This is a genomic window from Glycomyces harbinensis (genome assembly GCF_900101745.1).
Taxonomy (GTDB): Bacteria; Actinomycetota; Actinomycetes; order Mycobacteriales; family Micromonosporaceae; genus Glycomyces; species Glycomyces harbinensis.
In genome coordinates, this window is sequence record NZ_FNAD01000006.1 from 292,104 (window position 1) to 304,151 (window position 12,048).

Genomic DNA, 12,048 nt, shown 5'->3' on the forward strand with positions numbered 1-12,048 from the left:
GAAAACGACGACGAGACGACAGGGAGCCGCGGTGTCCGAACCGACCCGGGAGTCCAAGGACACCAAGTACCGCATCGCCGAGACCGCGATGGCCCTCTTCCTCGAGCAGGGCTACGAGACGGTGACCGTCGAAGCGGTCGCCGAGGCGTCGGAGGTCTCCCGCCGCACGGTCTTCCGGTACTTCGGCGGCAAGGACGAGCTGCCCTTCCCCGACCACTCGGGGCGGCTGCGACGACTGGAGAGCCACCTCAACGCCGCAGGGCCCGACGAGGACCCGGTCGAGGCCGTCATCGGCGGCACCGAGGCGTCGCTGCGCGACTTCCTCCAGCACCCGCAGCTCGTCTTCCGCCGGTACCGGCTCACCCGCCGCGTCCCCGAACTGCGCAACCGGGAGATCGTGGAGCACGAACGGTACGTGGCGATGACCTCGGCGTTCCTGCGCGGCCGCCTGGCGCCGGACGCGCCCGGGTTCCAGGCCATGGGCCTGGCCGCGCTCATCGACGCGATGCACCGCTCCGCCCTCGGCGGCTGGGCGCGCAGCGAGGGCGCGACCGACGCCATGGCCGAGCTCCAGGCCGGCATGGCGTGGGTCCGCGGGCTGACCTCCGAGTTTGCGCACCCGAGTCCGGTGCGGCAGATGCTGCTCGCGACCCTGCCCGACACGCCCGAGGTGCGCCGGACGCTGACCGCCTTGCGGGACAGCGCCACCGAGCTCCCCTGAGGTCAGCGGCGGCTCGGCGCGACGAGCCGCTCCGCCAGGTCGGCGTTGAACCGGCCCAGCTCCTCGGGACTGTCGGGGCCGTCGGGGCGGTACCAGCGGGCGAGGTCGATCGCCAGCGAGATCAGCGCCCGAGTGGTGCGGTGGACGTCGAGGTCCGGGTCGAACCGGCCCGCGTCCACGCCCGCGGCGACCGCGAGCCGGAAGACCTCGTTGGTCTCGTGCCGGACGGCCAGCACCTCGGCGTAGTGCTCCTCGTCCAGCGCGCCCAACTCGTACTGGCACACGCGGGCGACCACGTGGTGGCGCGCGTGGAACTGCGTGTAGCGCGACACCAGCTCCCGCAGGCGCGCAGTCGGATCGGAGGTGGGCGCGGCGGCGGTGAGGATGTCGCGGGCGCGCCGGTGGCCCAGGCTCACGATCGCGAACAGTGCGAGCTCCTTCGACGGGAAGTGCACGTAGAGCGCGGCGGGGCTCAGGTTCGCGCCCGAGGCGATGTCGCGCGTCGTCGTCCCGTGGAAGCCGTTCGCGGCGAAGGCGCGCACGGCGGAGAGCAGCAGGCGCCTGGGGACCTCCGCGTAGGACTCGGCGCCGGGCAGGTCGGCCGCCGCGAGCTCGGCGGCCGAAAGCGGCGCGGCGCGGGGCGCGGGCGGCGGTGGAACCTGGGGCACGATCGTCTCCCTCCGTGCGTGTCGGTGCGACGGCGACTCTACAAGGGCGCGCCGGGGTCGGCCTCGGCCCGGGCGCGCGAGCGCAGGACGTTCTTGGCCGCCTTCCCGGTCGAGGTCTTCGGGATGGCGTCGAGGACGACGAACCGGTCCGGGACCCACCACGACGCGAGGCGCCCCGCCAGGTGGCGGCGGAGCCCGGTCTCGTCGATCTCGCTGCCGGGCAGGGGGACGACATAGGCGCAGGGCCGCTCGCCCCAGCGCTCGTCCTCCACGCCGACGACCGCGGCCTCCTGCACCAGCGGGTGGTCCATGAGCGCGTTCTCCAAGGCGACCGAGGAGATCCACTCCCCGCCCGACTTGATCATGTCCTTGGTCCGGTCCACGATCCTCAGGTACCCGTGCGCGTCGATCGCGGCCACGTCGCCGGTGCGCAGCCACCCGTCCGCGGTGAACGCGGCCGCGCCGGCCTCCGCGCCGAAGTACCCGGCGGCGATCGTCGGGCCGGCCACCTGGAGTTCGCCCGAGGCGACGCCGTCGTGCGCCACCGGCCGTCCCGCGTCGTCGACCACGCGGACCTCCACCAGGGGCACCGTGGGTCCGGGCAGGCCGACCAGCGCGCGGCGCTCGTCCCCGGCGAGGCCGTCCAGGTCCGAGACGACGCGGCCCGCGGCGACGAGGGGGCTGCACTCGGTCATGCCCCACGACCCGGTGATCGGGATGCCGACCTGCGCTTCCCATGCGCGCGAGAGGGAGTCGGGCAGTGCGCTGCCGCCGCTGACGACCGTCCGCAGCGCCGACAGGTCGTGCGAGGCGAGGAGCGGCACGAGGCCGCGCCAGATCGCGGGGACCCCGGCGGTGAACGTCACGCGGTGGCGTTCGAGCCTGTCCGCCAAGGCCTCCGGGGCCATCGCCGGTCCGGGGAGCACGAGCGATGCGCCGGAGGCCAGCGCGGCGTAAGGCAGGCCCCAGGCGTTGACGTGGAACATCGGCACGATCGGCATCACCGTGTCCCGCTCGCTGATCGCGAGGGCGTCGGCGCCTAGGAGGGTGAGCGTGTGCAGCACGACGGACCGGTGGCTGTAGAGGACGCCCTTGGGCCTGCCGGTGGTGCCGGAGGTGTAGCAGAGCCCCGCGGCGTCGTCCTCGGCGACGACCGGCGACGGGGGCGGCTCGTGGTCCGCGGCGACCCTGCCGAGCAGCTCCTCGTAGTCGAGGACCCGCGGGTCGTCCGGAACGGGGCACGCGGCGCCGTCGTCCATGACGACGACGTGCCGCACGCTCGCGGCCGCCGCCACGAGCTCCCAGACGGCCGGCAGCAGCGACCGGTCGACGAAGACGACGTCGTCGCCGGCGTCGTCCAGGATGTGCGCCACGTCGTCGGCGAACAGGCGGTGGTTGACGGTGTGGAGCACCCGCCCGCCCGCGGGGACCCCCAGGTAGAGCTCGAGGTGGCGCTGCGTGTTCCACGCGAAGCTGGCGACGCGCGCCCCGGGCGGGACGCCGAGGAGGTCGAGCGCGGCCGACAGGCGCCAGGCCCTCGCGACGACCTCGCCCCAGGTCGCCGAGGTCTCGCCGCCGACCGTCCCGGTCACCACGGTCTTGCGCGCGAACATCCGCTGCGCCCGCCGCATCAGCGAGCCGATCTCCAGTGGACGGTCCTGCATCATGCCCTGCACGGTTCCTCCCGCCCTCACGCGACCGTCTGGCCGCCGTCGACGTACAGCGTCTGACCGGTGATGTACGAGGCCTCGTCGCTGGCGAGGAACGCCGCGGCCGCGGCGATGTCGTCGGGCCTGCCGACGCGCCCGACCAGGTTGCCCTCGGCGGTGCGCTGCCGGAAGTCCTCGACGCTCAGCCCCAGCCGGGCGGCGGTCGCGTCCGTCATGTCGGTCGCCACGAAGCCCGGCGCGATGGCGTTGACGTTGACCCCGAAGGGCCCCAATTCGATCGCCAGCGTGCGGGTGAACCCCTGGACGCCCATCTTCGCGGCGGCGTAGTTCGCCTGCCCGCGGTTGCCCAGGGCCGAGATGCTGGAGAGGTTCACGATCTTGCCGTACCGCTGCGGGACGAAGCGGGCCTGCGCCGCCCTCGACATCAGGAACGCGCCCTTGAGGTGCACGCCGATGACCTGGTCCCAGTCGTCCTCGGACATCTTGAACAGCAGGTTGTCGCGGGTGATGCCGGCGTTGTTCATCAGGACGTGGAGTCCGCCGAGCTCGTCGACGGCGCGGGCGATCGCCTTGTCGGCGTCGGGCGCCGAGGTCACGTCGGCGCCGACGCCGATCGCCTTCGCGCCCTTCGCGAGCGGCAGTCCCGCGGCCGCTTCGGCCGCGGACGGCTCGTCCAGGTCGATGACGGCGACCGAGGCGCCCTCGGCGGCGAACCGCGCGGCCGAGGACAGTCCGATGCCGCGGGCGGCGCCGGTGATCGCGACGACGCGACCCTCGAAACGTCCCATGTGCACTCCTTCGTGGAAGTTGACGTCCTGTTCAGACGCGCTCGAGGATCAGGGCCATGCCCTGGCCGCCGCCGACGCACATCGTGATCAGGCCGGTGGTCCTGTCGTGCCAGTCGAGGCTGTTGAGCATCGTGGCCTGGAGTCTGGCGCCGGTCATGCCGAACGGGTGGCCCACGGCGATCGCGCCGCCGTTGACGTTGAGCCGCTCGGGGTCGATGCCGAGGTCCCGTTGGCAGGGGATGACCTGGGCGGCGAACGCCTCGTTGATCTCGACCAGGTCGATGTCGCCGATGCTCATGCGGGCGTTGGCGAGTGCTCGGCGCGTGGCTGCCACGGGACCGAGGCCCATGATCTCCGGGCTCAGGCCGGAGACGCCGGTGGCGACGACGCGGGCGAGCGGGGCGATGCCGAGGTCGGCCGCTCGGCGGTCGGACATGACGACCACCGCGGCCGCGCCGTCGTTGAGCGGGCAGCAGTTGCCTGCCGTCACGGTGCCCCCGTCGCGGAAGACCGGCGGCAGCGCCGCGACCGCTTCGTAGGCGACGCCCGGGCGCGGGCTCTCGTCGGCGGCGAGCACGGTCCCGTCCGGGGTGGTGACCGGCGTGATCTCGCGTGCCCAGAACCCTTCGGCGACGGCCCGCTCGGTACGGTGCTGGCTGCGCACGGCGAACCGGTCCATCTCCTCGCGCGTGATCCCGCGCAGCGACGCGACGTTCTCGGCCGTCTGCCCCATGGCGATGTAGACGTCGGGCAGCAGCCCTTCCTCGCGCGGATCGCGCCACCGCGCCCCGCCGGTCGCCGTGCGGGCCCCTGCCGCCGCGAACACCGGGTTGCGGGTGTCCGGCAGCTCGTCCGAGGTGCCCTTGGCGAACCGCGACACGGCCTCGACGCCCGCGGCGACGAAGACGTCTCCTTCACCGGACCGGATGGCGTGGAACGCCATCCGGGTCGCCTGCACCGACGAGGCGCAGTACCGGGTGACCGTCGCGCCCGGGACGGTGTCCATGCCGTTGAGCGTGTTCACGACCTTCGCCATGTTGTACCCGGCTTCGCCTCCGGGCATCCCGCAGCCGAGGTAGAGGTCGTCCACTTCGGATGGATTGAGGGCGGGGACCCGGTCGAGTGCCGCCCGCACGGCGAACGCGGCCAGGTCGTCGGGGCGGCAGTCCCGCAGCGCGCCCTTCCCGGCCCGGCCGATCGGGGTCCGGGCGGCGGCGACGATCACGGCTTCGGTCATGGCATCCTCAGATTACTAAGCGCTTGCTTAGCGAGGATCATGGCACAGCCCCGACCACTTGTCCACCCCGCGCGGCCGGTTCCGCCGCGACGCGCTCGCTCGGATGCCGCGCGCATCCCGGTGCTGTTAGATTCGGGTGCTGTGAGACTCCTCGACATCCCGCACCGCGGCCGCACGCTCCGCGGCGCGCTGCACCTTCCCGCCGACACGGACGCGCCGGTCCCGGCGGTCGTGTTCTGCCACGGCTTCGGCGGCAACCGCGCCGAGTTCGGGTACACGTTCGTCCGCGCCGCCGAGCGCATGGCCGCGCACGGCATCGCCGCCTACCGGTTCGACTTCGCCGGCTGCGGCGACTCCGAAGGCGAATTCGAGGACCTCACCGTCTCCGACCAGGTCGCGCAGACGACCGCCGTCCTCGACGCCGTGGCCGCGCACCCCGCGATCGACGCCGAGCGGGTCTCGCTACTGGGCATGAGCCTCGGCGGGCTGACCGCATCGCTGGCCGCCCCGCTGCGGCAGGTCCGGTCGCTGATCCTGTGGGCGCCTGCCGCGGTAGCCGTCGCGATGAGCGACGAGGGCGCGAAGCGGCGCGCCGAGGCGATCGCCGAATTCGGCTACGACGACTTCGGCGGCCTGCCCATCCACCAGGCCTTTGTGGACGACGCCGAGGACATCGACCCGTTCGCCGACGCGGCCGCGTACCCCGGGCCGGTGCTCCTCGCCGTCGGATCCGAGGACTTCGTCCTCGAACCCGGTGTCCTCGAACGCTACGAGCACGCGTACGCGGGCCGTCTCGACCTGCATCTGTTCGACGGCGTCGGCCACGGCTTCGAGACCGTGCCCGCCCGCGAGCGCCTCGTGGAACTCTCCGCGGAGTTCGCGGCACGCCACGCCTGAACCGCGGGGCCGCACGGCCCGCGCCCGGCCGGACCTCGGCCGGCGAGGCGACCTGCGACGTCGAGTCGAGCTGCGATGCCACCGCCGCGCTACAGGGATCGCGCGGTTCCTTCAAGCGAATAGGTGCACGGCAGGAGCACCTGCCGCTCGTGGTCGCCCGCAGGATCGGTGAGCAGGCCGGTGAGGAGGCGTACCGCGCGGCGGCCCATCTCGTGGCGGGGGACGCGGAGCGACGCCCACTGCCGGGTGCCGACCTCGCCGACCGGGATGTCCACCAGGACCACGATCGAGAGGTCGCGGGGGATCTCCAGGCCCCGGATGCTCGCCATGGCCGCGAGCACCCGCAGCAGGCTCACCGACTCCACGAGCAGGGCCGTGGCCCCGGCGGCGACCGCGTCGTCGAGCCACTGCGCCGTCAGCCCCTCGGGGTCCACGTACGTCGGTTCGGGAACGGCGAGGCCGAAGCGCCCCAGCGCGGTCGCGAAGCCCTCCCAGCGGTCGACCTGCGGCTCGTGCCGGGAGGTCTCGCCGAGGTAGGCGAAGGACCGGTGCCCCATGCCGACCAGCTCGTCGACGATGCGGCCGGTGGCGGTGCGGTAGTCCCCGCCGACGTAGGCGATCCCGTCGGCCACCTCCCGGTGGCCTATGTAGACGAACGGATACTCCTCGGCCGCAAGGCGCTCCAAGTCGTCGCGGTCGGCATGGTGGCCCAGGAGCAGGCTCCCGGCCGCCTGGGCGAGCCCGTTGACCCCGTCCTCGTATATCCGCCGGACCCCGGAGTCGTTGCGGGCCGCGGTGAACAGCATGAGGTTGCAGCTCTCGGCGGCCGCCTGGTCCTCGATGCCGCGCATGAACTCGAAGTAGTAGTCCCCGGTGCTGGTCGGGAAGATCGGCTCGAAGGTGTGAACGCCGAGCAGCAGCGCCTGAGCGCGCACGGCGGGAGCGCGCTGGGCCGAAGCGGGGACGTACTGGAGCCGCCGCGCCGTGCTGAGGACCCGCTTGCGCGTCTCGGCGGAGATCCGGCCGTTCTCAGCGGTCCCGTTGAGCACCATGGAGACCGTCGACTGCGAGACTCCCGCCTCCTTGGCGATGTCGGCCTGCCGCGACGTCCGGCCCCGCTGTCTGGTCATCGGTCCATCCTCCTTCATCCGTGCCCCTTCCCCGTACCGTCGAGGACCGCGCCGCCCGCGAGCAGGTCGAGTCGCAGCCTCCCGTAGTCCACGTCCTGGACCGCGGTCTTGTCGGCGCCCGCGAGCGCCGCCGCCGTCCCGGCCGCCTCCCCGAGCATCATGAAGACCGGCTCCATGCGCACGGACGCGAACGCGACGTGCGACGCCGACACCGCCGACGCCACCAACAGGTTCTCGCACTCGCCGCGCGCCGGGACCAGCGCCCGGTAGGGAACGCCGAACGGGGTCGACAGTGGATGTTGCACATTGCCCTCGTTGACCGGCCGCCCGTCGACCACGACGCGCTTCGCGTTGTGGGAGTCCATGACGTACGAGGCGAGCGCGACCGGGTCGGCGCAGCCGCGCCCGGCGGCGTCGTGCTGGGTGACGACCCGCTCGGACACCATGCGGCGGGCCTCGCGCACGTACAGCTGGTGCGGCCAGTTCGAGCGCGCCGCGAACTCCTGCGGGGCGAGCCCGAACGCCCTGGTGTCCGCGCGGACCCGCTCGGGCAGGCGCGGGTCGTTCGCGAGGAAGTGCAGGAGACCGGCCTGGTAGCGCACGTGGTCCTGGTAGATCGCCTCGCGCTCGGCGTAGTCCGCTTCCGGCCAGCGGTAGTTCGCTCCGATGTGGTCGGAGGAGACCGCGCCGTGGTTGTTCATGTCGAACACGTCGCCGCGCACGCGGGTGCAGCGCCCGTACAGCTCGTACACGCCCGCGTCGACGTAGCGGCGCAGCAGTTCGTACCGGCCGGGGTCGTAGCCCTCCGGCTTCGGGAACGGCACGCGGTGCTCGCCGGTGGTGACGTGGAGGCGGAAGTTGTAGGCCTGGAGCCGCCGGTCGCCCTCCCCGACGGCCCCCATGGGGTCCGCGCTGATCCCGGGCAGCAGCCCGCTCTCGGGGCGGCCGGGTTCGACGTAGGGGTCGACGGGCCGCTGGAACTGGTGGTTCTCGCTGTGCTGCACGCCGGCCTGCGGCTCTCCGTGCACTTCGGACGATTCGCGGCCGATGGTGTGCGTGACCCCGGCGCGGGCCATGAGGTCGCCCTCGTAGGTGGCGTCGATGAAGACCTCGGCGGCGTAGGAGGAACCGTCGTCGGTGGTGATCGAGGCGATGCGCCCGCCGTCGAGTGCGACGCCGTCGAGGTGCCGGCGGCGGCGGATCTGGACGCCGGCGTCGGCGAGCCAGTCGGTGAGGATCGCCTCGGCGAGGCCGGCCTCGACGTCCCAGTGCGGGTCGTCGGCGCGGTAGCGGTGCGCGACACGCCGGTAGAACTCGCGGGCGAGGCCGCCCACGGTGGCGGGGTCGCCCACGTCGGTGGTGCCGAGCCCCGAGGCGGTCATGCCGCCGATGTGGTCGCCGAAGGCGAGCAGGACCACGGACCGTCCTTTGCGGGCGGCGGCGATGGCGGCGGTCGCGCCTCCGGCGGTGGCCCCGTAGACCACGAGGTCGGCGTCCAGGCGCTCGGGGGCGCCGCTCGGGGGGAGGTAGTAGCGCACGCCGGGGAGCGCGGGCGCCGCAGTCATACGATCATTCATCGCATCAGCATACAACGGATTCATATCAGCTTTATCGGCACGATCGCTGACCGTGCAGTTCCGGGAAAGACTCTTGAAGCACCCTTGACACCTCCCGGTCGCGTTGATGTAATGTGAGGCCGAACTCAGCAAATATTGCTGAGATTGCTAATAGTATCAGCAAGCGATAGCGACCTGGAGACCCCCAGATGAATCCGGAGCACGAGACCGCTCACGACCTGCTCGTCGTGGGCGGAGGGCTCGGCGGCACCGCCGCCGCGCTGACCGCCGCCCGCCTCGGCCTCAGCGTGCTGCTCACCGAGGAGACCGACTGGCTCGGCGGACAGCTCACGGCCCAGGCCGTCCCCTCCGACGAGCACCCGTGGATCGAGACCGACCTCATCTCCGCCGGGTACAAGGAACTGCGCGAGCGCATCCGCGACTACTACCGCCGCAACTACCCGCTCACCGCGGAGGCCGCCGCCGAGCCCGCCCTCAACCCGGGCCTGGGCAACGTCAGCAAGATCTGCCACGAGCCTGAGGTCGGCGTCGCCGTCCTGGGCGAGATGCTCGCCCCCTACCGCTCGGCCGGGCGCATCACGGTCCTCTACGGGCACGTGCCCGTGGCCGCCCAGGTCGAGGGCGACCGCGTCACGGCCGTCACCCTGCGCGACAAGTGGAACGGGCGCGACCGCACCGTCACCGCCCCGCTCGTGGTCGACGCCACCGAACTCGGCGACCTCCTCGAACTCGCCGGGGTCGAGCACGTCATCGGCGCCGAGTCCCACGCCCAGACCGGCGAACCCTACGCCGCGCCCGAACCCGTTCCGGGCGACCAGCAGTCGATCACCTGGTGCTTCCCCCTCGAATACCGCCCCGGCGAGGAGCACGTGGTCGACAAGCCCGCCTCCTACGACCACTGGCGCACCCACGTCGACGACTTCTGGCCCGGCCCCCAGCTGTCCTGGGAGAAGATCGACATCCACACCATGGGCGGCAAGACCAACCGCATCTTCGAAGGCGACCTCGACGCCGTGCGCGTGCCCGACCTGTGGCACTTCCGCCGCATCCGCGCCCGCAGCCAGTTCGACCCCGCCGTCATCGACACCGACATCTCGCTCGTGAACTGGCCCAACATCGACTACTGGGAGGCCCCGCTCCTCGGCGAGGGCATCGACGAGTCCGCCCGCGAGAAGGCCCTGCGCCGCTGCAAGGAACTGTCACTGTCCTATCTGCACTGGATGCAGACCGAGGCCCCGCGCCCCGACGGCGGCACCGGCTACCCGGGCCTGCGCCTGCGCCCCGACCTCACCGGCACCGACGACGGGCTCGCCAAGACCGCGTACATCCGCGAGGCCCGGCGCATCAAGGCCCGCTTCACGATCCTGGAGCAGCACGTCGCCGTCGTGGACCGTCCCGAAGGCCAGGGCGCCGAGCAGTTCGCCGACGCGGTCGGCGTGGGCCACTACAACATCGACCTGCACCCCAGCGCCGCCGGCGTCAACTACGTCAACCTGGAGACCTACCCGTTCCAGATCCCGCTCGGCGCGCTCCTGCCCGTCCGGGTCCGCAATCTCCTGCCCGCCAACAAGAACATCGGCACCACCCACATCACCAACGGCTGCTACCGGCTCCACCCGGTCGAGTGGTCGATCGGCGAGGCCGTCGGCGCCCTGGCCGCCCTGTGCGCCGCCGAACGCACCGAGCCGCACGCCGTCGGCGACTCCCCGAAGCTCACCGAGGACCTTCAGCGGCTCCTGACCGGCACCGTCGGCGCCCCCGTGGCCTGGCCCGAGGACGTCCGGCGGACCCGGCCCTCCCAGGCCTCCAAGAACGCGACCCCGGTGCTGGCCAAGCCGAAGAAGCGGGTGCCCGGTGTCTGACGTCCTCATCTACGGCGCCACCCCGGCCGGGATCATGGCCGCGCTGCGCCTGAGCCTGCGCGGCCACCGCGCCACCGTCCTCGAACCGACCGGCCACGTCGGCGGCATCGTCGCCGGCGGCCTCGTCAAGACCGACACCCCCGACGTCCCCGAAGCCCTCGCCGGGCTCACCCGCGACCGGTACTTCGCCGGAATCGGCGCCGAATACGGCGAGGACGGGCCCAAGTTCCTGTTCGAACCCAAAGCGGCCGAACGCGTCTCGCGGCGCCTCCTCGAGGAGGCCGGCGCCCTCGTCAAGACCGGGCGGCGCATCGGGTCCGGCGCCGACGTCGAGACCGACGGGAAGCGCGTCACCGCCGTCCGCACCGGCGGCGAATGGCACCGCGCCCGCTTCTTCATCGACGCCTCCTACGAAGGCGACCTCATGGCCGCCGCCGGCGTCCCGTACGCGGTCGGCCGCGAAGGCGCCTCCCGCTACGACGAGACCCTGGCCGGGTTCCAGCCCTCCCGCGCCTACCGAAGGGGCCCTTTCAAACCCAACACCGGCTACCCCGTCGGGCCCGTCCCCCGCACCGCCGAGGGCGAAGGCGACCACAAGACCCAGGCGTACAACTTCCGCGGCGTCCTCACCAGGGAGGCCGACCGGCTGCCGTTCCCGAAACCCGAGGACTACGACCCCGGCCGCTACGGGCACCTGCTCCAGCACCTGCGGGACCGCGGCGTCGCCGGGCTCTCCTCGATCGTCACGCACACCGCCGCGCTCCCGAACGGCAAGTTCCAGACCAACCAGGCCCTGTTCTTCGGATTCGACCTGCCCGGGGCCTCCTGGGACTACCCGGACGGCTCGTGGCGCCGCCGCGACGAGATCATCGCCGAGCAGGCCCGCTGGCACCAGGGGATGCTGTACTGGCTCGCCAACGACCCCGCGCTCCCCGAGTCCTTCCGGGCCGACGCGCGCACCTTCGGGCTCCCGCCCGACGAGTTCGCCGACAGCCCGCTCGGGCACGGCTTCCCGCACGCCCTCTACGTCCGCGAAGGCCGCCGGATGCTCGGACAGCACGTGCTCACCCAGCACGACCTGCTGCGCCCCCACAACACCAAGGCCACGTCCGTCGCCTGCTGGGCGTACGCCATGGACTCGCACGTGGTCCAGTACTACCCCGAAGGGGACGGCACGGTCGTCGGCGAAGGCACCTTGAGCGGCACCGTGGTCAACCCGGCCGTGGACCTGTACCAGATCCCCGCCGAAGTCCTGATGCCCTCGCGCGGCGGCGTCGAGAACCTCACCGTCGCGATCTGCTTCTCCGCCAGCCACGTCGGCTTCTCCTCCCCGCGCATGGAACCGAACTTCGGGATGCTCGGCGAGGCCTGCGGCGAACTCGCCGCCCAGTCCCTGCGCACTGGACTCCCGGTGCAGGACTACGACTACGCCGACCTCGCGGCCGCGCTCACGGAGCACGGGAGCGTCCTCGCACTGCCGCAGCAGGAAGGGGAGTGA

At 72.5% G+C, this 12,048-nt stretch carries 10 protein-coding genes; 4 read left to right on the top strand and 6 right to left on the bottom strand.

All coding sequences use genetic code 11. The annotated features are described in order from the left end of the window. Positions 1-31 precede the first annotated feature (31 nt). Complete coding sequence (locus BLQ63_RS12710) at positions 32-721, top strand: TetR/AcrR family transcriptional regulator (RefSeq protein WP_091034768.1); 690 nt, start codon at positions 32-34, stop codon at positions 719-721. A gap of 2 nt (positions 722-723) precedes the next feature. On the opposite strand, the gene BLQ63_RS12715 is transcribed toward BLQ63_RS12710, so the two are convergent. Genes BLQ63_RS12715 through BLQ63_RS12730 form a run of 4 tightly spaced genes read right to left on the bottom strand, consistent with a single transcriptional unit; the run spans position 724 to position 5,084 of the window. Next, complete coding sequence (locus BLQ63_RS12715; RefSeq protein WP_218125228.1) at positions 724-1,389, bottom strand: TetR-type transcription factor C-terminal domain-containing protein; 666 nt, start codon at positions 1,387-1,389, stop codon at positions 724-726. A gap of 38 nt (positions 1,390-1,427) precedes the next feature. Next, positions 1,428-3,065 (bottom strand): long-chain fatty acid--CoA ligase, encoded by a 1,638-nt coding sequence (locus tag BLQ63_RS12720; protein ID WP_091034770.1) that lies wholly within the window; start codon positions 3,063-3,065, stop codon positions 1,428-1,430. Positions 3,066-3,079: 14 nt separating this feature from the next. Beyond that, a complete protein-coding gene (locus BLQ63_RS12725; RefSeq protein WP_091034772.1) occupies positions 3,080-3,847 on the bottom strand; it encodes an SDR family NAD(P)-dependent oxidoreductase in 768 nt (255 codons plus the stop codon). A gap of 31 nt (positions 3,848-3,878) precedes the next feature. After that, positions 3,879-5,084, bottom strand: coding sequence for an acetyl-CoA C-acetyltransferase (locus BLQ63_RS12730; protein ID WP_091034775.1), 1,206 nt, complete (start codon positions 5,082-5,084; stop codon positions 3,879-3,881). Positions 5,085-5,225: 141 nt separating this feature from the next. Here BLQ63_RS12730 and BLQ63_RS12735 point away from each other — a divergent pair, with 141 nt between their 5' ends. Continuing rightward, on the top strand, positions 5,226-5,981 hold the full coding sequence (locus BLQ63_RS12735; RefSeq protein ID WP_177154909.1) for an alpha/beta hydrolase: 756 nt from the start codon (positions 5,226-5,228) through the stop codon (positions 5,979-5,981). An 89-nt stretch (positions 5,982-6,070) separates the two neighbouring features. On the opposite strand, the gene BLQ63_RS12740 is transcribed toward BLQ63_RS12735, so the two are convergent. Continuing rightward, a complete protein-coding gene (locus tag BLQ63_RS12740; protein ID WP_177154910.1) occupies positions 6,071-7,111 on the bottom strand; it encodes a LacI family DNA-binding transcriptional regulator in 1,041 nt (346 codons plus the stop codon). Positions 7,112-7,125: 14 nt separating this feature from the next. Next, the gene (locus tag BLQ63_RS12745) at positions 7,126-8,688 is read right to left on the bottom strand and encodes an FAD-dependent oxidoreductase (RefSeq protein ID WP_177154911.1); all 1,563 of its coding nucleotides are present in this window, start codon (positions 8,686-8,688) and stop codon (positions 7,126-7,128) included. A gap of 188 nt (positions 8,689-8,876) precedes the next feature. Here BLQ63_RS12745 and BLQ63_RS12750 point away from each other — a divergent pair, with 188 nt between their 5' ends. After that, positions 8,877-10,550, top strand: a complete 1,674-nt coding sequence (locus tag BLQ63_RS12750) for an FAD-dependent oxidoreductase (RefSeq protein WP_091034785.1) — start codon at positions 8,877-8,879, stop codon at positions 10,548-10,550. Continuing rightward, positions 10,543-12,048: an FAD-dependent oxidoreductase gene (locus BLQ63_RS12755; RefSeq protein WP_091034788.1), complete on the top strand. Its 1,506-nt coding sequence runs from the start codon at positions 10,543-10,545 to the stop codon at positions 12,046-12,048. Before BLQ63_RS12750 ends, BLQ63_RS12755 begins: the two co-directional genes overlap by 8 nt.

Coding starts and splice junctions, on each gene's coding strand:
- BLQ63_RS12725 (WP_091034772.1), bottom strand. CDS start 3,847: ATGGGACGTTTCGAGGGTCGCGTCGTCGCGATCACCGGCGCCGCCCGC.
- BLQ63_RS12730 (WP_091034775.1), bottom strand. CDS start 5,084: ATGACCGAAGCCGTGATCGTCGCCGCCGCCCGGACCCCGATCGGCCGG.
- BLQ63_RS12750 (WP_091034785.1), top strand. CDS start 8,877: ATGAATCCGGAGCACGAGACCGCTCACGACCTGCTCGTCGTGGGCGGA.
- BLQ63_RS12745 (WP_177154911.1), bottom strand. CDS start 8,688: ATGAATGATCGTATGACTGCGGCGCCCGCGCTCCCCGGCGTGCGCTAC.
- BLQ63_RS12740 (WP_177154910.1), bottom strand. CDS start 7,111: ATGACCAGACAGCGGGGCCGGACGTCGCGGCAGGCCGACATCGCCAAG.